Here is a 24968-nt window from a genome sequence, read left to right as displayed (position 1 = left end):
CACTATCCTTCCAGCCGCACGCGTGGATCGATCACGCCGTAGAGGATGTCGATCACCAGGTTCAGCAGCACGTACATGATCGCCATGGTGAGCACGAAGCCCTGCACCGGGGCGAAGTCCGACGAGATCAGCGCCTCGACCGCGTAGGAGCCGATGCCGGGCCAGGCGAACACCTTCTCGACCAGCACATTGGCGCCGAGCAGGAACGAGAACACCATGCTGAGCGTGGTGATCACCGGCAGCATCGCGTTGCGGAACGCGTAGGTCATCGTCACCTTGGTGGGCGACAGGCCCGAGGCGCGCGCGGTGCGGACGAAATCGGACGACAGGATCGCCAGCATCGAGGCCCGCGTCATGCGCGCGATCGGCGCCAGCGAGAAGATCGCCAGTGTCAGCGCCGGCAGCAGCAACTGGCTCAGCGCCGAGCGAAACGTCTCGAGATCGCGCGCGATCAGGCTGTCGATCAGATAGAAGCCGGTGACGGTCGGCGGCGCGGAATAGAAAACGTCGAGCCGGCCGAGCGGGGCGGGCGACCAGCCGAGCTTGAAGTAGAACACATAGACCAGCAGCAGGCCGGTGAAGAACACCGGCAGGGAGACGCCGGCCGTGGTGGTGACGCGGCAGATGTGATCGATCCAGGAGCCCGGCCGCGTCGCCGCCATGATGCCGAGCGGGATCGCGATCACGATTGCCAGCATCAGACCGAGCAGCGTCAGCTCTGCCGAGGCCGGCAGCCGGTTGCGGATTTCGGTTGCGACCGGCTGGCCGGTGGTCAGCGACTGGCCGAGATCGCCCTGGGCGAGCTCGGTGGTGTAGCGGACGAACTGCTCGGCCAGCGACTTGTCGAGCCCGAGATTCTTGCGGATCTGCTCGATCGCCTCTTTGCTGGCGGCGGGCCCGGCGAAGTACGCGGCGGGATCGCCGGGCAGGGCGCGGGTCAGCAGGAAGGTGACGATCACCACGCCGATCAGGCTGGGGATCGCGAACATCAGACGCTTGCCGATCAGGGTGAGCATTGGATCATACCCTTAGTAACATCGTGATTGCCGAGGGACCGACGGGGCCGAGCCTGCTCCCCTCCCCCTTGCGGGGAGGGGTCGGGGGTGGGGGTCCACAACGGGACGCCATCCTCGTGGCTGCCCCCACCCCGACCCTCCCCCGCAAGCGGGAGAGGGGGAAGAAAGGCGCGCAGCGTCATCACGCTCAGCCCTTCACCATCGTGCGGTAGTCGAGCCGGCGGTGGAACCAGTAGGCGAAGCCACTGATGTTCTTCTGCATCGCGACGTTGAGATAGGGCTGGTACAGCGGCACGCGCGGGATGTCCCTGAACGCCAGATCGACGAAGCCCTTGACGTCGCTGTCGTAGGTCGGCATGTCGCCGGCCGCGGCGGCGACGCGGGCGCCTTCGATCAGCTTGTCCATCTCGGGCGAGTTGTAGTTCATGGTGTTGAAGATCGAATTGCCGCTGCGGTAGCACCAGTAGAAGAAGTACTCCGGATAATCGAGCCAGCCCGAGAAGATGTTGACGTAGAGCGGCAGCACCTTCTTGTTCAGCTCGGTGCGCCAGTTGGCGCCGGGGATTTTATTGATCGTGCAGCGGATGCCGATCTGCGCGAGGCTTTCCTGGATCAGGATGCACATCGGCTCGTTGACGCCGGCGAATCCGAGGTCGAACGACAGTGTGGTGTCGAAACCGGCCGCGTGGCCCGCCTCCGCCATCAGCGCCTTGGCCTTGGCGATGTCGGTGTTGTACTTGGTCGGCTGCGGCCATTTCACTTCGGTGGCCTTGTCGGCGGCGGCGCCGAACATCGGGTTGGCGAGGCCGAACATCACCGCGTCGATGATCTTCTGATACGGCACCGCATAGGCCACCGCCTCGCGCACCTTCGGATTATCGAACGGCGGCCTGGAGACGTTCATGCCGAGATACTGGATGCCGTTCGAGATCGGCAGCGACACGACGTTGATCTTGCCGTCGCGCTTCATCTCGGCGAAGTCCTGGTTCGGCAACTCATAGGAGATGTCGGCGTCGCCGCGCTCCAGCAGCGCACGGCGGTTGCCGGCCTGCGGCACCATGCGCCAGATCACGCGCTTGATCTTCGGCAGCGGGCCGCCGACCCATTTGTCGTTGCGCTCCATGATCACTTCGGTGCCGGCGGTCCACTTCACCACGCGATAGGCGCCCGAGCCGGCGGTGTTCTGCTTGGTGTATTCGAGACCCCACGGGTCCTTCTCGCTAGCGTTCTTCTTCACCAGTTCGGAGTTGACGACGCAGGGCACGATCACCGCGAGGTCGGGGATCGTCAGCTTGTCCTTCTTGAGGAAGTCGACGCGCACGGTGTGGTCGTCGACCACCACGAACTGCTCGGGCTTGGTCAGGGAGCCGGCGCTCATCTGGAAGGTCGGGAAGCCGCCGACGCTGACGGCGCGGTCGAGCGACCACTTGACGTCCTTGGCGGTGACCGGGGTGCCGTCCTGGAAAGTCGCGTTCTTCTTCAGCTTGAACGTCGCCGACATGTCGCCGACGTTCATGTCCTCGGCGAGTTCGCCCTTGAACTTGTCCTTGTCGTAGTAGGGAACGCCGCCGGGGCCTTCCTTCATCTCGTGGGTGATCAGGCGGTCGTAGCAGTTCCACGACACCTCGTAGCCGGGCACGTTGGTGCCGATGCCGTGAATGTCGAGATTGTTCGGGCCGCTCTCGGACACCACCAGCAGGGATTCCGACCGCGCGTCCGCCTTGGCGGCGGACCAGATCGCGGGCGCCGGCACCATCGCGCCGGCGGCGAGGGCGGTGGCGGATTTGAGAAAATCGCGACGCTTCATAAAACACTCCAGGGCAAGAGGACTCGGGTCGGAACCTGGATCGCAAACTTCATGCCAGTACGGCGCAGGGCGCGCTGAACGTATTTAAGTTATTGAAAATGTGAAGATAATTACCTGTGAGCGGCCCGCCGGGAGCGTCGCAGGACAAGTGGAGTATTGCATACAAAGAGCCCTCAAATGCACATAATATGTGCAATCTTGCTAACTGAGCATCAAAGCAGCGGGCGACGCTCGGGAGGGCTTCGGTCGCATCAAGGCACGGAACTGTCGGCAGGAGCATCAACGCAAACGGCGGCAGGTTTGCCCTGCCGCCGTCCGGATGTCTCACGTCTAAACCAGCCGCGGACAAGTCCGCCGCTGGTTCGGCGGGTCAGTTCATTTTGGCGGTCTCGGTGCGGGGCGCCGAGGCGTAAATCACCTGATCACCGACCGGATTGGACTCGATCGCGACCGTCGGACGCACCAGCGGGCGATGGCTGCGGTAGACCTCGAACGCGTACCAAGCGGCGACGACGAGTGCGATCAGGCCGACCTGGCCCGCCGGCAGGATCAGCGACAGCGCGATCAGGGCCACGGCGATGGTGCCGGCCTTCACGACGCTCTCGCTGTCGGTGAACATCGCGTTGAATCGCTCCCAGTTTTCGCCCTTCCAGAACGGCGCGGTGAAGCGATCGAGACCGAACCGGGTCCAGGCGCCGCGGAAGCCGAGTCGGCGAGCCCACATCAGGTACAATGAGCCCGCGAATGCGAGCAGCGAAATCACGGCGCCGACGGGGCCGGCCGCATAGCCGATCACCACGATGAGAGCGGCGGTGAATGCAATGATCCAGTATTGCATCGGGTTACCCTATCACCCGCTTTGCGGGTGCCTTTCCAATTTGATTCGTTGGGCGGCATGAGCCATGCCGAGTATGTGCTGATTTCTGTGAATACACCGCAAAAATATTGACTGCTAATCGTTCGCGTGCCTGGCCCTTAAACTAAAGGTAACTGGATGGGGAAAATGCAGGGATCAGCACGCTGGGTGCGGCGACCTGTCGCGACGACACCGCATCGCGTCGCCGCTCTCACCTACCGCCCATCAATTTGCTGTGTCGGCTCGGCGCTCGCGGGCGCAACATGCTTTCGCATCGGCTTGCTCTCCGCCTCCGCAATCTTGGCGTCGCGCAGCCGCTTCGCCTCGCGGCTCGCCATGAACGGCATTCCGATCTTCCGCGCCTTCACCTGGACGGACGATCGCGCCCGCTTCAGCGCCGCCGCCGCCCGAACGGCGGACGCTCCGCTGGCAATCAATTCCTTCAGGCGCTCGACCTGCTCGTCATCCCAAGGCCTGCATGCATTGGTCTTCGTGGACATCGGCATCGACAATCTTCCCTTGCTTCCCTTGCTTCCCTTGCTGTGAAGCCCGCCGCGATGACACGCGCCAACCGTCCGATCGGGCCCGATCTCTCGCTTCCACGCCTCGGTCGAAACTGATCAGTTCGTACCGGGAACCAGGCACTCAGCGCGCGAGCCGCGCTGGCCTCCACTCTTCGCTGCATCCGGAAACAGGCAATCTTCCGGACGCCTCGAGCTTCGCCATTCAATTGCTGCGCGCAGCGAAAGTTCCACGGCCGCCCTGACGTTGCGGGGCGTTACCCGCGTCACGTCGATCCCGGCGCAGAGGAGTTTGTCGCAAACCTGTCATCTGCGGTCGTTAGGTGAAGCGCGTGCGTTGCGAAGGTAATTCAGCTTCGCGAGGCCTGGCTCATCGGGAGATATCATGACGATTGCTCGTTTCGCTGCGGCGCTGATCGCGCTGTCGCTGTTCGCCGTCGCCCGGCCCGCCCAGGCTGCGGACGTGATCTGCTACAACTGCCCGCCGCAATGGGCCGACTGGGCGTCGATGCTCAAGGCGATCAAGACGGATCTCGGCTACGACATTCCGTTCGACAACAAGAACTCCGGCCAGGCGCTGTCGCAATTGCTGGCCGAGAAGAGCAACCCGGTCGCCGATATCGGCTATTTCGGCGTCAATTTCGGCATGAAGGCCAAGGCGCAGGGCGTCACCCAGCCCTACAAGCCGCAGCACTGGAACGAGGTTCCGGCCGGGCTCAAGGACCCTGACGGCGAATGGACCGCAATCCATTCCGGCACGCTCGGCCTGTTCGTCAATGTCGAAGCGCTCGGCGGCAAGCCGGTGCCGGCTTGCTGGAAGGATCTGCTGAAGCCCGACTACAAGGGCATGGTCGGCTACCTCGATCCGCCCTCGGCGGCGGTCGGCTATGTCGGCGCGGTCGCGGTCAATCTCGCGCTCGGCGGCAGCGACGCCGACTTTTCGCCCGCGATCACGTTCTTCAAGGCGCTGCACGGCAACGACGCCATCGTGCCGAAGCAGACCTCTTATGCGCGCGTGGTGTCGGGCGAAATCCCGATCCTGTTCGACTACGATTTCAACGCCTACCGCGCCAAATACACCGAGAAGGGCAAGTTCGCCTTCGTCATTCCCTGCGAGGGGTCGGTGGTGTTTCCCTATGTGGTCAGCCTGACCAAGGGCGCGCCGAACGCCGAGAAGGCGAAGAAGGTGATGGACTATCTGTTGTCCGACAAGGGGCAGGCGATCTGGACGAATGCCTATCTGCGGCCGGCGCGGCCGATCGAACTGCCCGAGGCGGTGAAGTCGAAGTTCCTGCCGGACAGCGACTATGCCCGCGCGAAAAGCGTCGACTGGGCGAAGATGGAAGCGGCCCAGAAGGCGTTCACCGACCGCTATCTGGCCGAGGTGCGTTGAAGCCAGTCGCAATGAGACTCGTCATGCCCGGGCTTGTCCCGGGCATCCACGCCTTCCAGCCGGCGCCGCACCCAAGGCGTGGATGGCCGGGACAAGCCCGGCCATGACGAGTGTTTGAATCTGTCGAAGTACTCATGCCCATCTAATCACGCTGTAATGTCTCAACGCTCCTTCGCGCTCGCCTGCCTTGCTCCCCTCGTGGTGCTGACCGTCGCGTTCTTCGTGCTGCCGATGGCCCGGCTGGTGGTGGTCGGCGCCGAAGGACCGCAGGGTGTCGCCGGCTATCTGGCGATCGTGCTCGAGCCGCGCTACCGCGCCACGCTGATCAACACCGTTGTGCTGGCGAGCGCGACCACGGTGGCGACGCTGGTGATCGCCACCATCGCGGCGATCTTTCTGCAGCGGCATCGCTTCCCTGGCCGCGCCGTGCTGGTCGCCATGCTGACCTTTCCGCTGGCGTTTCCCGGCGTCGTGATCGGCTTCCTCATCATTCTGCTGGCCGGGCGACAGGGGCTGATCGGCGACGTCACGCGGCTGCTCGGCGGCGGCAAGGTGGTGTTCGCCTATTCGATCTGGGGACTGTTCCTCGGCTATCTGTATTTCTCGATCCCGCGCGTCATCCTCACCATCATGGCGGCGGTGCAGAAGCTCGATCCCGGCCTCGAGGAAGCTGCGCGCTCGCTCGGCGCCAGCCCGTGGGCGGTGCAGCGCGACGTCGTGCTGCCGGCGCTGGGGCCGGCTTTCGTCGCCTCCGGCGCGATCGCGTTTGCGACCGCGATGGGCGCCTTCGGCACCGCCTTCACGCTCGCCACCAATATCGACGTGCTGCCGATGCTGATCTACACCGAGTTCACGCTGGCGGCGAATTTCGCCACCGCCGCGTCGCTGTCGGTCGGCCTCGGGCTGATCTCGTGGGCGATGCTGGCGCTGGCGCGTTCGCTCAGCGGCGGCACCGTCGCGGCGACCGGTTAGGCCGATGCGCGACCGCCTGATCTTCACCGGACAATTGCTGTTCACGCTGCTGGTCGCCGCGTTCCTCGTGGTGCCGGCGCTGCTGTCGATCACGGCCGGCGTGACCGTGAACTACTTCCGGGGCATCTCGTCCGGCGTGACGCTGCAATGGGTGGTGCAGGTGTGGGAGCTCTATGCCGACACCATCTTGCTGTCGTTCGTGATCGCGTTCGCGACGCTGGCGGTGACGTTGCTGGTCGGCGTGCCGGCGGCCTACGCGCTGCATGTCCGCGGCGGCCGGCTGTCGCGCCTGATCGAGGAGATCATCACGCTGCCGCTGGCGATCCCGGGACTCGCCATCGCGCTGGCGCTGCTGCTGACCTACGGCGGCTTCGGCACGTTCCGCCGCTCCTGGCTGTTCATCCTCGCCGGCCACGTCGTGTTCACCATGCCGTTCATGGTGCGCTCGGTGATGGCGGTGTTCGCCACCATCGACATCCGCACGCTCGACGAGGGCGCGGCCTCGCTCGGCGCGTCGCCGTGGCGGCGGTTCGTCGATGTCATCGTGCCGAATGCGAGGCCGGGTATTCTCGCAGGATCATTGATGGTGGTGACGCTGTCGCTCGGCGAATTCAATCTGACCTGGATGCTGCACACGCCGCTGACCAAGACGCTGCCGGTCGGGCTCGCCGACGCCTACGCCTCGATGCGGCTCGAAGTGGCGTCGGCCTACACGCTGATCTTCTTCATCATGATCGTCCCGCTGCTGGTGGCGATGCAATTGCTGGCCGAGCGGGAGCCGAAATCATGAAAGCGGATGCCGGACACGGCGTGGCGGTGCGGATCGAGGCCTGCGGCAAGACCTTCGCCGACGGCACAAGGGCGCTGTCGCCCGCGACGCTCGACATCGCGCGCGGCGAGACGCTGGTGCTGCTCGGCCCAAGCGGCTGCGGCAAGACCACGATGCTGCGGATCATCGCCGGGCTCGAACAGGCCGATGCCGGCGGCCGTGTGTTGTTCGACGGCGCCGACATGACGCGGGTGCCGATCGAGCAGCGCAATGTCGGCATGGTGTTTCAATCCTACGCGTTGTTCCCGAACATGACGGTCGCCGACAATATCGGCTACGGGCTGAAGATCCGCGGCGTGGCGAAGCCGGAGCGCGCCGCCCGGGTCGCCGAACTGGTCGCGCTGACCAACATCACCGGGCTCGAGAACCGCCGGATCGATCAGCTCTCCGGCGGTCAGCGCCAGCGCGTCGCGCTGGCGCGCGCGGTGGCGATCCGTCCCGGCATCCTGCTGCTCGACGAACCTTTGACCGCGCTCGACGCTGCTCTTCGGGACCGTCTGCGCGGCGAGCTCAACCGGCTGCTGCGCTCGCTCGGCATCACCACGATCTACGTCACCCACGACCAGTCCGAAGCGATGGAACTCGGCGACCGCATCGTGGTGATGAGCAAAGGCGCGATCGCGCAGATCGGCGCGCCGCGCGAGATCTACTTCCGGCCCGTCAGCCGCTTTGTCGCGGAGTTCGTCGGCGCCGCCAACATTCTCGAGGCCGAGATCGCCGAGGGCCATTTGCGGCTGCCGGGCGGGCGTCTGGCGCTGGCCGATGCAGGCGCGCGGCCGCGGGTGGTGGCGATGATCCGGCCGGAGACGATCGCGATCGTTCCGCCGGACGCAGCGACACTGACCGGCCTCGTCGACAGCGTCAGCTTCGTCGGCGACCGCCAGCGCGTCGTGGTGTCGGGCGTGGCCGACAGACCGCTGTCGATCGATGCTTCGAACGCCGTAGCGATCCGCACCGGCGACCGGATCGGACTCGCGGTGGCGCCCGAGGCGATCCGGCTGCTGCCGGACGGCTCATAAGACACGACTGACAAGGAGACGACGATGGCGCAAAAGCCGATCCTGATCGCGCAGATTTCCGATCTGCATATCAAGGCGCCGGACAGCCTCGCTTACGGCAAGGTCGACACCGCGCGCGCGCTGGAACGCTGCGTCGCCACGCTGAACGCGCTGGCGCCGCGGCCCGACCTCGTGGTGATTTCCGGTGATCTCGCCGACACGCCGACCGAGGAGGAATATGCGCATCTGACGCGGTTGCTGGCGCCGCTGCAGATTCCGCTGGTCGCCATACCGGGCAATCACGATTCGCGCGATCTGATGCGCACGGCGTTCGCCCAGCCTTTGTTTCCGGCCGAGGGCGCGCTCAATCAGGTGCAGCCGGTCGGCGACGTCGACGTCGTGCTGCTGGATTCCAGCGTGCACGGCCAGCCGCACGGCGAACTCGACGACGATACGCTGCAATGGCTCGATGCCGTGCTGTCGTCGTCCGACCGGCGGCCGGCGCTGCTGTTCCTGCATCATCCGCCGTTCCGCACCGGGATCTGGCACATGGACCGCCAGAATCTGCGCAACGCCTCCGCCTTCGCGACGATCGTGGAGCGCTATCCGTGGGTCAAGCTGGTGGCCGCGGGTCACGTCCATCGGGCCACGCTGACGCAATTCGCCGGCGTGCCGGCCACGATCTGCCCCGCGCCGAACCACGCGGTTGCACTCGATCTCGGCGAACTGCTCGAACCATCGTTCCGGATCGAGCCGCCGGCGTTTCATCTGCACGCCTGGTTCGCCGACGACAGCTTCGGCGACCTCGTCACCCACCAGGTCCCGATCGGCGCTTACGACGGCCCGCATCCGTTCTTCGGATCCGACGGAAAGCTGTTGTGAGTTCCGCCGCAGACCGCGGAACTAACCGACGAGATAGCGAAGTTCGCGAGTCCATTAGTGATTCTCGGTCTCGCCCGGAACGATCGACCGCCAGAACCTTTGACTGACCTCTACATGAGGTCAAGAGAATGCCCGACTCGATGAGCACGAAGCTGATCGTCCTCGTCGTCGAAGACGAAGCACTACTGCGCATGAACGCGATCGACATGATCGAGGACGCCGGCTTCGAGGCTGTCGAGGCGAGCAATGCCGACGACGCGATCGCGATTCTCGAGAGCCGCCATGACATCCGCGTCGTGTTCACGGACATTCAGATTCCCGGATCGATGGATGGGCTGAAGCTGGCGCGCGCAATCAGCGGCCGTTGGCCGCCGATCAAGATCATCGCGACGTCGGGGCGGATCAACGTCTGCGCAACCGATCTGCCGGACGGCGGCCGGTTCCTGGCCAAGCCGTACACGTCGGGCCAGGTGACGACCCTTCTGGCCGAAATCACCGCCTGATCGGAATTCTGCCTGACGGAAGACTGCCCACCGTTACGCCGCCGATGGCCCCGAAAGCGCTGTTTCGCGCTGCAGCGAAAGTCGCGGTTTCCAAAATTTAATCTATCCCGTTCTAATCGATGGTCTTTCTGCGCTAGTCTGACGGCCCAAATAGAGTGTCTGACGTAACGGCCGCAACGGATCATCGATGAAGCGACCATTGACAGTGTTGCTGGGGCTGAGCGCGGTGGCTGCCGCTGCTTATTTCACGTTCAGCCATTGGGCGATCAGGCACGAGACGCTGAGCTTCTACGACGAAGCGCGGAAGCGGCCGATCGCCGTCTACCTCGCGGTGCGCCGCGACGCCGAGATGAAATCAGAGGCCGGCCTGTCGACGCTACCGGTCGCCATCGTCAGCCACGGCAACACCGTCAAGAACACCGAATACTCGTTCCTCGCCAACGTTCTCGCGGCGCGCGGCTATCTGGTCGCGAGTATCCAGCACGATCTGCCGACCGACGCGCCGCTGATGACGCATCAGGGCTCGCTCTATGTCGGCCGGCTGGCGGTCTACGAGCGCGGCGAGAAGAACATCTTCTTCGCCATCAACCAGCTCAAGAAGATCGTCCCGAGCGCCGACTACGATCATCTGACGCTGGTCGGCCACTCCAACGGCGGCGACATCTCGATGTTCTTCGCCCAGCAGCATCCGGAACTGGTGCGGCGGGTGGTGACGCTGGACAATCTGCGGGTGCCGTTCGTGACCTCCGGCTTCGCCAAGATATTGTCGTTCCGGTCCAAGGACCCGCACTTCAAGACCGATCCCGGCGTGCTGCCCGATCCGAACGTCGCCAAGCAGGCCGGCATCGAGATCATCGACACCGGCGCCCAGCACACCGAGCTGAGCGACCGCGGCCCCGACAGCGTCAAGGCGCGGATCCAGTCGACGCTCGACCAGTTCCTGTCGGAAGATGCCAACAGCAGGCTCGGTCCGGTGGATACCCGAAGGTTGAACAGCGACCCGCGGGCGATGGGGCCGTAGCGCCTCCGCGCATCGCCTGCCCAATTGCCGGAGCATCTGCAGCCGGTGCGGCCTTGACGGCCGCCGCGGGGCAGGCGAGGGATCGCGTCCTGATCCGGGCGTTTCTCGATCACGGCATGGAGTGCGATAATGGCTGCGAAGGTGAGCCCGCTGGCGGGCAAGACCGTCGATCCGAACAACCTCGTCAACGTGCCGCGCCTGGTGACGGCGTATTTCGCCGGCAAGCCTGATCCGAAAGTCGCATCCGAGCGCGTCGCGTTCGGCACCTCGGGGCATCGCGGCTCGTCGTTCAACAATGCCTTCAACGAGGAGCACATCCTGGCGGTGAGCCAGGCGGTGTGCGACCATCGTCGCGGCGCCGGCATCACCGGGCCGCTGTTCATTGGCATCGACACCCACGCGCTGGCCGAGCCGGCGCTGGTCAGCGCGCTGGAAGTGTTCGCCGCCAACGGCGTCGACGTTGTGATCGACCAGCACGGCGGCTACACGCCGACGCCGGTGATCTCCCACGCCATCCTGACGCATAATCGCGGCCGTGACAGCGGCCTCGCCGATGGCGTGGTGGTGACGCCGTCGCACAATCCGCCGGAGGACGGCGGCTTTAAATACAATCCGCCGAACGGCGGCCCGGCCGACACTGATGTGACCTCCGTCATCGAGAAGGCCGCTAACGCGCTGCTCGAAGCCGGCCTGAAGGGCGTCAAGCGCATTCCGTATGCCCGCGCCTGCAAGGCCGACAACGTGCATCGCCGCGACTACGTCACGCCCTATGTCGAGGATCTCCGCAACGTCGTCGACATGGAGGCGATCCGCGCCTCCGGGGTCAAGCTCGGCATCGATCCGCTCGGCGGCGCGGCGGTGCATTACTGGCACCCGATCATCGAGCGCTACGGGATCGACGCCAAGGTCGTCAGCGACGCGGTCGATCCGACCTTCCGCTTCATGACCGTGGACTGGGACGGCAAGGTGCGGATGGACTGCTCGTCGCCTTATGCGATGGCCCGGCTGATCGGGATGCGCGACGATTTCGACGTCGCCTTCGCCAACGACACCGATGCCGACCGCCACGGCGTCGTCACCCGCTCCAGCGGCCTGATGAATCCGAACCACTATCTCGCCGTCGCGATCTCCTATCTGTTCGCCAACCGGCCGGAATGGGGCGCGAATGCAGCGATCGGCAAGACCGCGGTGTCGAGCGCGATGATCGATCGCGTCGCCGCCAAGATCGGCCGCAAGGTCGTCGAGACCCCGGTCGGCTTCAAATGGTTCGTCGACGGGCTGATCGGCGGCGGCTTCGGCTTTGCCGGCGAGGAAAGCGCCGGCGCCTCGTTCCTGCGCCGCGACGGCAGCGTCTGGACCACCGACAAGGATGGCGTCATCCTCGGCCTGCTGGCGGCTGAAATCACCGCGAACAGCAAGGCCGATCCCGGCGCCATCTATCAGCAGCTCACCAGCGAACTCGGCGCGCCTTTCTACGCGCGCATCGACGCGCCGGCCTCGGCCGCGCAGAAGGCGCTGTTCAAGACGCTGACCGCCGACAAGCTCGGCATCAGGGAACTCGCCGGCGAGCCGGTCACCGCGACGCTGACCAACGCGCCCGGCAACAACCAGCCGATCGGCGGCGTCAAGGTGACGACCGCCAACGGCTGGTTCGCGGCGCGTCCGTCCGGCACCGAGGACGTCTACAAGATCTACGCCGAGAGCTTCGTCGGCGCCGAGCACCTGACGCGCATCCAGCAGGAGGCGCAGGCGGCGCTGAGCGCGATGTTCGCGGCGGGATGAGGTAGACCGCAAGGGGCGTCATCCTGAGAGCCCGTCCGGAAATGCGGTCGTGATCTCGGGCGCTTCCATTCAAACTCGTCATGCCCGGCCTTGTGCCGGGCATCCACGCCTTGCAGCGGCAGCCGCGGAAAAGACGTGGATGGCCGGGACGAGCCCGGCCACGACGGACTGCTTGGCAAAACGGACTTTCGCGAAGTGATCGAAGGTGCTGCCAGCGCAGATGACGCGAGCGCGCGCGGGTCGGGACCATGAACAGGCTGAGGAGATGAATTGACCGGCTGGACCGAGTTCGTCGCGGCGTTCGTCGTGTTCCTGCTCAGCCATGCCGTTCCGGCGCGGCCCGCGGTTCGTGCCAGGCTGGTGCAGGCACTCGGCGAAACCGGCTTCCTGATCGCCTACAGCATCGAGTCGCTGATCGTGCTGACCTGGCTGATCGTCGCCACCGGCCGCGCGCCGTTCGTCGAATTGTGGGCGTTCGAGCCGTGGCAGATGTGGATTCCCAATCTGGCGCTGCCGCTGGCCTGCCAGCTCGCGGCCTTCGGCATCGGCGCCGCCAATCCGCTGTCGTTCGGCGGCGATCCACGCAAACGCTTCGATCCGGAGCAGCCGGGCATCGTCGGCATCGTCCGGCATCCGCTGCTATGGGCGATCGGATTGTGGGCCGCCGCCCATGTGGTTCCGAACGGTGACCTCGCCCATGTCCTGCTGTTCGGCTTCTTCGCGCTGATCGCGCTCGCGGGCATGGCGATCATCGATCGTCGCAAGCGCCGGCGGATCGGTGCCGACGCCTGGAACGCGCTCGCGGCGCGCACCTCGTTCTGGCCGTTCGCCGCGCTGATTGCCGGGCGCTTCAAGCCGCGGTCATGGCGGATCAGCCTCGCGCGGGTCGCGATTGGCCTTGCCGCCTGGCTCGTATTGCTTCTGCTACATCCGCTGGTGATCGGCGTCTCGCCGCTGCCTTGAGGCGTTCCGACGGGAACCAGTCGCAAATCGTTCGCGAGTTTGCGTTGGCACAACTTCGTGCCGGCGGGGCGCTCCTACATCCATCGGACGCTGGCGGAGGACCGCAGCGCACACCCGGTGGACGCCATGAGCAGCACGACGATCGATCCTTCCGCACCCGGTCCGGCCAAGCGCAAGCCGGTGCCACGCTATCGCTCGCAAGGCGGCTGGACCTTGCTGTCCGCAGGCTTCCGGCCGTTCTTCCTGTTCGGCGCCGTGTTCGCCGCCGTCGCGGTGGCGTTGTGGCTGCCGGTGTATCACGGCGACCTGACGCTGCAGACGGCGTTCGCTCCCCGCGACTGGCACGTCCACGAGATGCTGTACGGCTATCTGCCCGCAGTGATCACCGGGTTCCTGCTCACCGCGATCCCGAACTGGACCGGCCGGCTACCGTTGCAGGGCAAACCGTTGCTGGTGCTGGTGCTGACCTGGCTCGCCGGGCGGCTGTGCGTGACGTTCTCGGCCGACACCGGCTGGCTGGTCGCGATGCTGGTCGATGCGAGCTTCATGGCGCTGGTCGCGCTCGCGGCGGCGCGCGAGATCGCCGCGGGGAAGAACTGGGGCAATCTCAACATCGTCGCTCTGCTGACGCTGCTGCTCGCCGGCAACATCGCCTTTCATCTCGAGGCGCACTTCAACGGCTCCGCCGATTACGGCATCCGCGCCGGCATCGGCGTGGTGATCCTGCTGATTTCGCTGATCGGCGGACGGATCACGCCGAGCTTCACCCGCAACTGGCTGGTGCGCGAGAATCCCGGTCGACTGCCGGTTCCGTTCAACAAGCTCGATATGGCGATCGTCGCCTTCAGCGCCGCGACGCTGGTGCTATGGATCGTGCTGCCGGTGAGTCCGGTGACCGGCACGGCGTTGGCGCTGGCCGGCGTGCTGCATCTGGTCCGGCTGGCGCGCTGGGCCGGCGACCGCACGCTGCGGGAACCGCTGCTGCTGGTATTGCATGTCGGCTATCTGTTCGTGCCGCTCGGCTTCCTGCTCACCGCCTGCGCGGCCTTCGGGCTCGCACCGCCCAGCGCCGGCATCCATGCCTGGATGGTCGGCGGCGCCGGCATCATGACGCTCGCGGTGATGACCCGCGCGTCGCTCGGCCATACCGGGCAGGAATTGCGGGCGTCGCTGCCGACCCAGGCGGTCTATCTCGCCGCCCTGTTGGCGGTGGCGGCGCGGGTCGGCGCGGCGCTGCTGCCGTCGTGGAGCGATCCGCTGCTGCATCTCTCGGTGCTGGGCTGGTCGGTCGCTTTCCTCGGCTTCGCGCTGAGCTACGGCCCGACGCTGCTTTCCCGCGGCAAGCCGCACTGACGGCGCCGCTCCGCTTCGACGACCGACCTCGCAGGAGAACCATGATGACCGATGCCGTATCCGCCACCGAACGCGTTCTCGACGTGCGCGAGATCCCGCCCCAGCAGCGCCACGAGATCATTCCGCGGCTGTTCTACAATCTGCAGCCGGGGCAGGGGATGCAGATCGTCGTCGACCACGACCCGCGGCCGCTGCGCTACTTCCTCGAATCCGTCCACGGCGACGACTGCCAGTGGAACTATCTGGAGCAGGGCCCGGAGGTGTGGCGCGTGGAACTGCGGCGGGCGGCGTAGTCGTTCTCGTCGCTCAAGTATTCGTCATGCCCGGCCTTGTGCCGGGCATCCACGCATCGAGCGTGGCAAGGGAGCAAGGACGTGGATGGCCGGGACGAGCCCGGCCATGACGAATGACTTCGAAATGCGGCGTGTGGTAATTCTATGGGTCCGCCAGCCAGCCCATGCTGAGCGCGAAGCGGACGACTTCGACGCGGTTGTGGAAGCCGAGCTTGGCCATGCCGCGGGCCTTGTAGGTCTCGACGCTCTTGGCGCCGATCTGCAGCTTGGCGGCGATCGTCTTGTTGCTGTGGCCGACGGCGGCGAGACGCAGCACCTCGATCTCGCGGGTCGACAGTTCGGACACCGCGCTGTGCTCGTTGCTGTCGTGCACATGCGGGGCGCTGCGGCCGATGGCGCGGCCGGCGATCGCCGGATCGAGATAGATGCCGCCGGTGCCGACCGCGTGGATGCCTCGGATCAGCTCCTCGGTGGCGGAGCGCTTCAGCACGTAGCCGGACACGCCGAGGTCGAGCAACTGGCGCAAGTAAGCGCCGTCCTCGTGCACGGTCAGCACCAGCACCCGGCATTCGGGGCAGGCGGCGAGAAACTTCCGCGCCACCTCGATGCCGTTCAGGCCCGGCATCGACAGATCGAGTACAGCGACGTCGGGCCGAAGCTCGGTCGCGCGGCGCAACGCGTTCGGGCCGTCGCTCGCCTCGCCGACGACTTCGATGGCGGGATCGCCGGCGACGAGGGCCTTCATGCCGCTGAGCACGACCGGATGATCGTCGGCGAGGAAGACGCGCAATCGGGAGGGGGCCTGCTGGTCCATCGGATGTGCTTCCATGCTTTACAACGGAACTCGTGCGTACAGAGCGGTGCCCTTGCCGGGCGCGGATTCGATTTCGAGCGAGCCGCGGACCAGCGTCAGCCGCTCGCGGATGCCGAGCAGGCCGAGCCGCTCCGGCGGGCGACCGGCGTCGGGATTGACGAAGCCGCGGCCGTCGTCCTCGACCACCATCGTCACCTGCTGGTCCGACAACCGCAGGATGACGCTGACGTGGCTCGCGGCGGCGTGGCGGACGATGTTGGTCAGCGCTTCCTGCAGCACGCGATAGAGCGTGGTCTCGATCGCCGGCGGCAGGCGGCGGTCGCCGAGCGTCATGTGCAGGTCGAACTGCACCTGCGCCTTCTCGCTCCAGGCGTCGAGCAGATGCTGGATCGCGGTCTGGATGCCGAGATCGTCGAGCGCGGTCGGCCGGATCTCCCACGCCAGCCGGTTGACCTGCTGGCCGATATGGGCGGTGAGACTCCTCATGCCGGCGACGCGGCTCTGTAGTTCGCCATTGTCGGGCGCGACCTGGCCGAGCTTTTCGAAGCCGAGCTGCAGCAGCGTCAGCGACTGGCCGAGCGTATCGTGCAGTTCGCGCGCGATCCGCAGCCGTTCGGCTTCCTGATCCTCGACCGTCCGCCGCAGCACCTGCGACAGGTCGGCCTCGACCGAGACGCGCCGTCGGGTCTCTTCCTGCAGGGTCTGCGCGACGTCGTGCGACCGGCGCAACCCGAGTTCGACCTGACGCATCAACTGTTCCTGCAGCAGCCGCGCCGATTTGCGTTCGCGGGCGATGCCGTCGATCCGCCGCAGCACCACCTCCAGCAGCGACAGCCGCAGCCGGTGCGCGGCCTCGATCTCGGACGCGCGCCACGGCTCGGCATGCAGCCGCACCGACTCCCGCCACGCGGCGAAGCTGCGGCGCGGCGTCAGGAATTCACCGCCAGGGCCGACGCCGACCGGCTTGTTCGGATTGCCGGCCCAGGTGACGGTGCGCACCACTTCGGGCCGGAACCACAGCACGTAGTCGCGCGGCGATTTCGACAGCGACAGCGCCATCAGGCCGCTGGCGCGGTCGGCGTAGGCTTTCGCCGGCGGATAGATCAGCGGCAGGCTGTCGGTGTGAAACACGCCGTCGTTCGAGTTCGCCGTCAGCCAGCCGATCAGCGCTTCGGTCTGGGCGGCGTCCGGCGTGTGGCCGAGGCCGGTGAACTGGCCGTCGATCCACAGCGCGACGCCGGTCCCCGGAATGAAGTCGAGCAGATTGGGATGAAACCGGATCAGCCCCTCGGCCAGATCCGATTCCTGGCTCATCCGCGTCACCAGCTCTTCGTGGATCCGGGTGCTGCGCAGCCGCGCCTCGAGCTGTTCGGCGGCGACCTTGGCCTCGAGCTGCGACGACGCCATCTCGGCGAACAGCTCGCACGCCTCGCGCATCCGGTACGGCAGAAAGCGCGGCGCGCCGTGATGGCAGGCGATCAGGCCCCACAACCGGCCGTGCTGGATGATCGACAGCGACATCGATGCCACCACGCCCATATGCGCCAGATACACCCGGTGCGCCGGCGACACGCTGCGGATCACGCTCTGGCTGAGGTCTAGCCGCAGGCCGGTGCGCGGATTGACGGCCGGCGTGATCGGCGCCGGCGCGTTGCGCGCGTCGGGAATCGCGCGGATCCAGTTGGTGAGATAGAGCGCGCGCGCCTGCTTCGGGATGTCGGATTCCGGATAGCGCAGTCCGAGGAAGCTCTCGACGCCGGGGACGCGGGATTCGGCCATCACCTCGCCGCTGCCGTCGGCGGTGAAGCGATAGATCATCACCCGCTCGAAGCCGGTGACGGCGCGGACCTCGGCGACGATCGCCTCGCAGAACGCCTGCACCGTTCCGGCGCGCTGCACATGGCGGATCATCGACTGCACCAGCGCCAGCGAATTGTCCGGCGCCGGCTCGCGACGCGGTTCGAACTCCAGCACCAGCAGGCCCGATGACTGATGCACCACGACATCGATCGGCGTGGCGTCCGGCGCATGCAGCGCGAAGGCGTGCAGCGGCCGCTCGATCCTGCGATCCGGGCCGAGCAGGGCGCGCAACCGTGCGATCTGGTCCGACGACAGGATCGCGCTGGCGTCGCGGCCGGGCAGCGATCCGGCCGGCGTCCCGAGCAGCGTCGCGGTGTCGCCGCCGGCGTGAACGATGCGCAGATCGTCCGGCGCCAGCGCCAGCAGGGCGCCGTGCGGCTGAATCGAGCCGGGCAGATGAATCGCTTCGCGCTCACATCCGGACTGGCCGAATGGGTCGAGATCTGCGACTATCAACTCGGCCGTGTTGTCAATGCCCGAGTTCATCACATTCACTCAATTCTCCGTGTCCGGGAGTCGGCGGACCGGTTTGAGGATGTCCGGTATGACACGGACACCCCTCAGTGTCATGTTAAATTGACAAATTTGTGTGTCAGGATCATCTTACAATCACTCGGATGTGATCGATAGGGTGAAAGCCCAAACGGCACCCGGGCCTGGACGAGCCCGCATCGCACGCGCCCCAAAGCCAGATCCTGGCGGCGACGGCGCGGAGGGATGATCCGACGGACAGGAAAGTTGCTGAGACCAAACGAACTCAGTTCGGCGTAGCAGCGAAACGACCTACGTGCAGGTTCAGCACGGAATGATCGAAAGTCTCTTAGGAGGTTTTACTATGGCAGACGATCCGAACAAGGTCTGGCCGACTGGCCTGACGATCGCGGAATCGGAAGAGCTCCACAAGCACGTCATCGACGGCACGCGCATTTTCGGCGCGATCGCGATCGTGGCGCACTTCCTGGCGTACGTTTACTCGCCCTGGCTGCACTAAGGAGTATCGAAAATGAATCAAGGTCGCATTTGGACTGTGGTCAAGCCGACCGTTGGCCTGCCGCTTCTGCTGGGCAGCGTCACCGTGATCGCCATCCTCGTTCACTACGCCGTGCTGTCGAACACCACCTGGTTCCCGAAGTACTGGAACGGTAAGACCGCGGCGATCGAGAGCTCGGTCACCATCGGCTGATTGCAGCTTCGTTGAAGCTGTTGTGGCTGGACCGGGATCCATGGGTCCCGGTCGCTTGCTTTGTACCCGGTCGAGGCGCGGTGGCGGTTTGATCTGCCGTGGCGGTTTGATCTGCCGCAGATCATCTCCGGCCGCAAAGTGGTGCTGTTCATTCGGTTATCGGTGACCGTCGTCGCCGGCCCCTTGCAAGCTGGATTTGCTGGACGATGAACGCAGTCAGCCAAAAAATGATGAGAGTCTGGGCCTCTATGGGGTCTCGCTTTCTGCCCTTCGCGGATGCGGCGACGCCGGATCTGCCGTTGTCGCGCTTGCTGCGGCTGTCGCTGTTTCAGGTGGCGGTCGGGATGTCGCTGGTGCTGCTGGTCGGCACCCTCAACCGGGTGATGATCGTCGAACTCAACGTGCCGGCCTCGATCGTCGGCGTGATGGTGTCGCTGCCTTTGCTGTTCGCGCCGTTCCGCGCGCTGATCGGCTTCAAATCCGACGTCCACAAATCCGTGCTCGGCTGGCGCCGCGTGCCTTTTCTCTACAAGGGCACGCTGGTGCAGTTCGGCGGCCTGGCGATCCTGCCGTTCGCGCTCTTGGTGCTGTCGGGCAGCGGCGATGCGGGCAACGCCCCGGTGTGGATCGGTCAGGTCGGCGCGGCGCTGGCGTTCCTGCTGATCGGCGCCGGCGTCCACACCACCCAGACCGTCGGCCTCGCGCTCGCCACCGACCTCGCCTCGCCGGAATCGCGGCCGAAGGTGGTCGGCCTGATGTACACCATGCTGATGTTCGGCATGATCGCCGCCGCGATCGTGTTCGGCATCCTGCTCTCCGATTTCTCGCCCGGTCGCCTGATTCAGGTGATCCAGGGCTCGGCCGTCGTCACCATCGTGCTCAACGGCATCGCCGTCTGGAAGCAGGAAGCGCGGCGCACCTCCGGCGCGACCCAGGCGACCGCGCATCCCGGCGCCCCCTCCGCGAGCTTCCGTGAATCCTGGGACGTCTTCATCCAGGGCAAGGACGCGATGCGCCGGCTGATCGCGGTCGGCTTCGGCACCATGGCGTTCAGCATGGCGGACGTGCTGCTCGAACCCTATGGCGGCCAGATCCTGTCGATGTCGGTCGGCGACACCACCAAGCTCACCGCCGCGCTGGCGATCGGCGGCCTGCTCGGCTTCGGTCTCGCCTCGCGCGTGCTGAGCCGCGGCGCCGATCCGTTCCGGATGGCGAGCTTCGGCTCGCTGGTCGGAATCCCGGCCTTCCTCGCGGTGATCTTCGCCGCCGAACTGCAGGGCGCCGCGTCGGTGCTGACATTCGGCTGCGGCACCGCGCTGATCGGGTTCGGCGCCGGGCTGTTCGGCCACGGCACGCTGACCGCGACGATGAACGCCGCGCCGAAGGATCAGGCCGGCCTCGCGCTCGGCGCCTGGGGCGCGGTGCAGGCCTCCGCCGCCGGCCTGGCGATCGCGCTGGGCGGCATCATTCGCGATCTCGTGACGGCGTTCGCTCCGCAGTTCGGTCCCGCCGCCGGTTACAATGCCGTCTACGGCCTCGAACTGCTGCTGCTGTTCGCGACGCTGGTGACGATGGTCCCGCTGATCAAGCGGCGGGACACTCTACTGATTCAGGGCCATCTGACCCGGTCCTGAGACCGAAACGGAGCTGACATGACGCAAATCATCACCCGGTTGTACGACTCCAGCAGCAAGCTCGCTGCGCTGGAAGCCGACCTGAAGAAGAACAACTACAAATATTCCGTCGTCACCGGTTATCAGTCTGGCAAGTCGAGTTCCGTCGACGACGTCGTCGCGGCGATGGGCCGGGCCTATGTGCCGCGCGCCGAGGCCCGGACCTATGCCGACTACGTCAAGAAGGGCGCCGTCGTGGTCGCGGTTCAGGCCGAATTCGGCTTCGCCGCCAAGGCGACCACGATTCTCGACAGCTACGGTCCGAACAAGATCAGCGTGCCATCGTCGGCCTCGGCCGCCATGGAGATGAGCGAAGCGACGCCGTTCTCCAACATGATTCACGCCAAGACTCTGCTCGACACCTCGGGCAAGTACAAATCCTATTCCGGCGACTGGCTGCTCGTCGACAGCGACAAGACGTTCTCCGGAACGCCGCTGGTGATCAGCAGCAAGGGCCCTTACCAGTCGTTCTCCGGAACGCCGTTGCTGCTCGACAGCAGCGGTCCCTACAAGTCCTTCTCCGGGACTCCTCTGTTGATGGATGGCAGCGGTCCGTACAAATCCTATTCGGGCGAGCCGCTGCTGATCAACAATCCGACCATCTTCTCCTCCTGGCTGGGCCTGCCAGTGCTCTCTAAGTAAAGGAATTTGACCATGAGCGAAGCATACAAAGGACACTCCGGCACTCCGCTGATTCTCGAGCAGAAGGGCGAGTACGAAAGCTATTCCGGCACGCCGCTGCTGCTGAAGCAGGAAGGCGAGTACAAGAGCTTCTCCGGCACGCCGCTGATCCTCGAGCAGAAGGGCGAGTACCAGAGCTTCTCCGGCACCCCGCTGCTGCTGAAGCAGGAGGGCGAATACCAGTCGTTCTCCGGCATGCCGCTGCTGCTGAAGCAGGAAGGCGAGTACAAGTCGTTCTCCGGCTATCCGCTGCTGCTCAACATCTGAGCCGGCCGCGGCCGATCGGCCACGAAGCGCCGCGGGCAGCAATGCCCGCGGCGTTTTGCGTTTCGGCGTCCCGGAGCATCGCCGCCCGGTCGGCGAGGCACGCCCGGCGGCGCGACGATTCCGGCGACACGACGATCGGCAGCGTCCGGTGTCGTTCACAACCGCCGCAGCGCGCGGCCAAGAAAATGCTGGGCAAAACGCGGCGCAGGCGTCAATCTGGTGTCAACGACAGAAAAAAAGTCGAGGAAACATGACCCAGCTTGCCGAAGCCGACGCGCCGCGCGTCGACCCCTCCGCCACGGCCCGATCCTGCCCCGAACATGTCGACGTGCTGATCGTCGGCGCCGGAATCTCCGGAATCGGCGGCGCCTATCATCTGACGACGCAATGCCCCGGCACCAGCTTCGCTGTGCTCGAGACGCAGGACAGCTTCGGCGGGACCTGGCTGACTCACCGCTATCCCGGCATCCGCTCCGACAGCGATCTCTACACCTTCGGCTATCGCTTCAAGCCGTGGACCGGAAAGCCGATCGCGACCGCGGCCGAAATCCGCGAATATCTCGGCGAGGTGATCGACGATAACGACCTCGACCGGCACATTCACTATCGCCACCGGATCGTATCGGCGGACTGGTCGAGCGCGGAAAAGCGCTGGACCATCGCGGCCGAGCGCACCGACACCGGCGAGGCGGTCCGCGTCACCGCGGATTTCCTCTGGATGTGCCAGGGCTATTATCGGCACAGCGAAGGTTACACCCCCGATTGGGAGGGCATGGCGGAGTTCAAGGGCCGCATCGTGCATCCGCAGACCTGGCCGGACGATCTCGATACGACCGGCAAGAAAGTGGTCGTGATCGGCTCGGGCGCGACCGCCGCGACGGTGGTGCCGGCGATCGCGGCGGGCTGCGAGCACGTCACCGTCTTGCAGCGCTCGCCGACCTATTTCATCCCCGGACGCAACAAGATCGAGATTGCCGACACGCTGCGCGAGCTCGGCATTTCGGAGGATTGGATCCACGAGATCGTCCGGCGCAAAATCCTGTTCGATCAGGCCACCTTCACCCGCCGCTCGATGACGGAGCCGGAGGCGGTGAAGCAGGAATTGCTGGCCGGCGTTCGCGCCCACCTCGGTCCGGACTACGATCTCGATCCGCATTTCATGCCGAGCTACCGGCCGTGGCGCCAGCGCATCGCCTTCGTGCCGGACGGCGATCTGTTCAAGGGCATTGCGTCGGGCAAGGCGTCGGTGGTCACCGACGAAATCGAGCGATTCACCGAGACGGGGATCGCGCTGAAGTCGGGGCAAAAACTCGATGCCGACATCGTCGTCACCGCCACCGGCTTCAATCTCAACGTGCTCGGCGACATCGCCTTCAGCATCGACGGCGAACCGCTCGACTTCGCCGAGACCGTCACCTATCGCGGCATGATGTTCACCGGCGTGCCCAACATGGTCTGGGTGTTCGGTTACTTCCGCGCGAGCTGGACGCTGCGCGCCGATTTGGTGGCGGATTTCGTCTGCCGGCTGCTCGGCCACATGCGCCGGAACGGTTATCGCAGTGTCGTGCCGGCGCTACGCCCGGAGGACGCCGCGATGGAGTTGCTGCCCTGGATGGACCCGGAGAATTTCAACCCGGGCTACCTGATGCGCGGCATGAATCTGCTGCCGAAACGCGGCGCAAAGCCGGAGTGGCAGCACAGCCAGGACTACTGGACGGAGAAGGACGAACTGCCGAAGATCGACCTCGGCGATGCTGCTTTCGTCTACGGAAGATAGCGGCCGGAATGCTCGCCGGCCCGAGGGTCGAATCGCTCCATCCAGGTAACTATTTGTTAACAAAAGCGAATGAACCGCCCGCCGAGACGCTCGGCGGCGGTATCCGCGGTCGGCTCACGACACCGTGACTCCCCAAAAAGACTGCGACGTCAGGCGGTTCCCTCGCATGTGACATTGCGCCGCCGCGCTGTCATGTTGTGCCGCACAAATTCACTCTTAATTTCTGTTCATCAGCCGTCATAGCCGGGGTCTGGCCGCGGCGAGATTTCACGTGCGTGGGCCGCCGGCTAGCGGATCGGAATTTTCAGAGGTCATTCGAATGCGGGGATCGATCAGTTTTGCCTTCACGGCGGTGGCGCTCGCCTGTCTCGCCCCGGCGTTGGCCGGCTGTGGGGAACCGAAAGTGGCCAATGCCACCATGCCGGAGAAGCCGGAAGTCGGCACGATCACCCTCAAGGCGCACGCGCGCGCGATCATTCGCGAATTGCCGGGGCGCATCGCGCCGATCCGCGTCGCCGACGTGCGACCCCGGGTTTCCGGCATCGTCGTGCATCGCCAGTTCCAGCAGGGCAGCGAGGTCAAGGCGGGCGATCCGCTCTACGTCATCGATCCGCGGCCGTTCGAAGTTGAATTGAAGGCGGCGGAGGCCGCGCTCGCCAAGGCTCATGCCGCGCGCGAGCAGGCGTTGCAGCAGGCCAATCGCGTGGCGATGCTGACCAAGGAACAGGCCGCCTCCAAGGCGCAGAACGAAGTCGCGGCGAGCAATTCGCGGCAGGCCGAGGCGGAGGTGTCCGCCCGCGAAGCCGAGGTCGCGCGCGCCAAGCTGAACCTCGAATACGCCACCATCCGCGCGCCGATCAGTGGCCGGATCGGCGCCGCGCTGGTCAGCGAGGGCGCGCTGGTGGTCCAGAACGACTCCAACAGCCTCGCCACCATTCAGCAGCTCGATCACGTCTATGCCGACTTCACCCAGCCGGTCGCCGAAATGGTCCGACTGCGCCGCGCGTTCGAATCCGGCGAACTCGATCAGATCGCCCCGGACGCCGCGCGCGCCCGACTGGTGCTCGACGACGGCACCGTCTATCCGCTGCCCGGCAAGCTGCTGTTCTCGGAGTCGAAGGTCGACGCCTATACGGGTCAGGTGACGCTGCGCGCCGAGTTCGACAATCCGAACCGCGAATTGCTGCCCGGCATGTATGTCCGCGTGCGGATCGAGCAGGGCTTCGACGCCGACGCCATCTCGGTTCCGGAGCAGGCGGTTCAGCGCAACGGCGGCGGCGGCAGCGAGGTCTTCGTGGTCAAGGACGACAACCGCGTGGCTGTGCAGCCGGTCCGCGTCGGTTCGCAGCAGGACGGTCAGTGGCTGGTGCTCGAGGGGCTCAAGCCGGGCGCGCGCGTCGTGGTCGACGGCTTCCAGAAATTCGCGGCGGGCGACGCCGTCGCTCCGGTGAGCACCGAGGAGACCAAAGCGGCCACCGCAGCCCCTTCGACGACGGGCAGCACCAAGAAGGTGCAATAAGCACC

General features: G+C 65.7%; 24 protein-coding genes. 18 read left to right on the top strand and 6 right to left on the bottom strand.

What is annotated here, in order from left to right:
- Window positions 1-2 precede the first annotated feature (2 nt).
- From SR870_RS13535 to SR870_RS13520, 4 genes are all read right to left on the bottom strand, one after another.
- Window positions 3-1016, bottom strand: coding sequence for an ABC transporter permease (locus SR870_RS13535; protein WP_322514075.1), 1014 nt, complete (start codon window positions 1014-1016; stop codon window positions 3-5).
- Window positions 1017-1203: 187 nt separating this feature from the next.
- A complete protein-coding gene (locus tag SR870_RS13530) occupies window positions 1204-2823 on the bottom strand; it encodes an ABC transporter substrate-binding protein (RefSeq protein ID WP_322514074.1) in 1620 nt (539 codons plus the stop codon).
- 370 nt (window positions 2824-3193) lie between these two features.
- Window positions 3194-3661, bottom strand: a complete 468-nt coding sequence (locus SR870_RS13525) for a hypothetical protein (RefSeq protein WP_322514073.1) — start codon at window positions 3659-3661, stop codon at window positions 3194-3196.
- 233 nt (window positions 3662-3894) lie between these two features.
- Window positions 3895-4179, bottom strand: coding sequence for a hypothetical protein (locus SR870_RS13520; protein WP_322514072.1), 285 nt, complete (start codon window positions 4177-4179; stop codon window positions 3895-3897).
- 406 nt (window positions 4180-4585) lie between these two features.
- Here SR870_RS13520 and SR870_RS13515 point away from each other — a divergent pair, with 406 nt between their 5' ends.
- The 11 genes from SR870_RS13515 (at window position 4586) to SR870_RS13465 (ending at window position 15189) form a co-directional block, all read left to right on the top strand.
- The gene (locus SR870_RS13515; protein WP_322514071.1) at window positions 4586-5593 is read left to right on the top strand and encodes an ABC transporter substrate-binding protein; all 1008 of its coding nucleotides are present in this window, start codon (window positions 4586-4588) and stop codon (window positions 5591-5593) included.
- 156 nt (window positions 5594-5749) lie between these two features.
- Complete coding sequence (locus SR870_RS13510) at window positions 5750-6565, top strand: ABC transporter permease (RefSeq protein WP_322514070.1); 816 nt, start codon at window positions 5750-5752, stop codon at window positions 6563-6565.
- A gap of 4 nt (window positions 6566-6569) precedes the next feature.
- Window positions 6570-7355 carry an ABC transporter permease gene (locus SR870_RS13505; protein WP_322514069.1) on the top strand — a complete coding sequence of 262 codons (786 nt, stop codon included), beginning with the start codon at window positions 6570-6572 and terminating at the stop codon, window positions 7353-7355.
- Window positions 7352-8413, top strand: coding sequence for an ABC transporter ATP-binding protein (locus tag SR870_RS13500; RefSeq protein ID WP_322514068.1), 1062 nt, complete (start codon window positions 7352-7354; stop codon window positions 8411-8413). Before SR870_RS13505 ends, SR870_RS13500 begins: the two co-directional genes overlap by 4 nt.
- 24 nt (window positions 8414-8437) lie before the next feature.
- Window positions 8438-9274 carry a phosphodiesterase gene (locus SR870_RS13495; protein WP_322514067.1) on the top strand — a complete coding sequence of 279 codons (837 nt, stop codon included), beginning with the start codon at window positions 8438-8440 and terminating at the stop codon, window positions 9272-9274.
- Between the two features lie 128 nt (window positions 9275-9402).
- On the top strand, window positions 9403-9777 hold the full coding sequence (locus SR870_RS13490; protein ID WP_322514066.1) for a response regulator: 375 nt from the start codon (window positions 9403-9405) through the stop codon (window positions 9775-9777).
- Between the two features lie 187 nt (window positions 9778-9964).
- Entirely contained in the window at window positions 9965-10798 is an 834-nt protein-coding gene (locus tag SR870_RS13485) for an alpha/beta fold hydrolase (RefSeq protein WP_322514065.1), read from the top strand.
- Between the two features lie 129 nt (window positions 10799-10927).
- Window positions 10928-12580, top strand: a complete 1653-nt coding sequence (pgm, locus tag SR870_RS13480) for a phosphoglucomutase (alpha-D-glucose-1,6-bisphosphate-dependent) (RefSeq protein ID WP_322514064.1) — start codon at window positions 10928-10930, stop codon at window positions 12578-12580.
- A gap of 270 nt (window positions 12581-12850) precedes the next feature.
- Window positions 12851-13543, top strand: coding sequence for an NnrU family protein (locus SR870_RS13475; protein ID WP_322514063.1), 693 nt, complete (start codon window positions 12851-12853; stop codon window positions 13541-13543).
- A 126-nt stretch (window positions 13544-13669) separates the two neighbouring features.
- Window positions 13670-14896, top strand: a complete 1227-nt coding sequence (locus SR870_RS13470; protein WP_322514062.1) for an NnrS family protein — start codon at window positions 13670-13672, stop codon at window positions 14894-14896.
- Between the two features lie 44 nt (window positions 14897-14940).
- Window positions 14941-15189: a DUF2249 domain-containing protein gene (locus SR870_RS13465; RefSeq protein ID WP_322514061.1), complete on the top strand. Its 249-nt coding sequence runs from the start codon at window positions 14941-14943 to the stop codon at window positions 15187-15189.
- Window positions 15190-15331: 142 nt separating this feature from the next.
- Here SR870_RS13465 and SR870_RS13460 read toward each other — a convergent pair whose 3' ends face one another.
- Together SR870_RS13460 and SR870_RS13455 are read right to left on the bottom strand one after the other, a co-directional pair.
- A complete protein-coding gene (locus SR870_RS13460; protein ID WP_322514060.1) occupies window positions 15332-16003 on the bottom strand; it encodes a response regulator transcription factor in 672 nt (223 codons plus the stop codon).
- Window positions 16004-16021: 18 nt separating this feature from the next.
- Window positions 16022-18349 (bottom strand): GAF domain-containing protein, encoded by a 2328-nt coding sequence (locus SR870_RS13455; RefSeq protein WP_322514059.1) that lies wholly within the window; start codon window positions 18347-18349, stop codon window positions 16022-16024.
- Between the two features lie 349 nt (window positions 18350-18698).
- On the opposite strand from SR870_RS13455, the gene pufB reads away from it, so the two are divergent.
- The 7 genes from pufB (at window position 18699) to SR870_RS13420 (ending at window position 24963) form a co-directional block, all read left to right on the top strand.
- Entirely contained in the window at window positions 18699-18854 is a 156-nt protein-coding gene (gene pufB / locus SR870_RS13450) for a light-harvesting antenna LH1, beta subunit (RefSeq protein ID WP_011157052.1), read from the top strand.
- A gap of 12 nt (window positions 18855-18866) precedes the next feature.
- Entirely contained in the window at window positions 18867-19046 is a 180-nt protein-coding gene (locus SR870_RS13445; RefSeq protein WP_011442909.1) for a light-harvesting protein, read from the top strand.
- A gap of 206 nt (window positions 19047-19252) precedes the next feature.
- Entirely contained in the window at window positions 19253-20680 is a 1428-nt protein-coding gene (locus SR870_RS13440) for a PucC family protein (protein WP_322514058.1), read from the top strand.
- An 18-nt stretch (window positions 20681-20698) separates the two neighbouring features.
- Window positions 20699-21361 carry a hypothetical protein gene (locus tag SR870_RS13435; protein WP_322514057.1) on the top strand — a complete coding sequence of 221 codons (663 nt, stop codon included), beginning with the start codon at window positions 20699-20701 and terminating at the stop codon, window positions 21359-21361.
- A 12-nt stretch (window positions 21362-21373) separates the two neighbouring features.
- Window positions 21374-21667, top strand: coding sequence for a hypothetical protein (locus tag SR870_RS13430; RefSeq protein ID WP_322514056.1), 294 nt, complete (start codon window positions 21374-21376; stop codon window positions 21665-21667).
- A gap of 250 nt (window positions 21668-21917) precedes the next feature.
- Complete coding sequence (locus SR870_RS13425) at window positions 21918-23444, top strand: NAD(P)/FAD-dependent oxidoreductase (protein WP_322514055.1); 1527 nt, start codon at window positions 21918-21920, stop codon at window positions 23442-23444.
- A gap of 319 nt (window positions 23445-23763) precedes the next feature.
- Window positions 23764-24963: an efflux RND transporter periplasmic adaptor subunit gene (locus SR870_RS13420; protein WP_322514054.1), complete on the top strand. Its 1200-nt coding sequence runs from the start codon at window positions 23764-23766 to the stop codon at window positions 24961-24963.
- Window positions 24964-24968 lie beyond the last annotated feature (5 nt).

The sequence above is a fragment of the Rhodopseudomonas palustris genome (assembly GCF_034479375.1).
GTDB classification, from domain to species: Bacteria; Pseudomonadota; Alphaproteobacteria; order Rhizobiales; family Xanthobacteraceae; genus Rhodopseudomonas; species Rhodopseudomonas palustris_M.
Note: the sequence above shows the minus strand (reverse complement) of the source record. Positions and strands in the feature narration are given on the sequence as shown.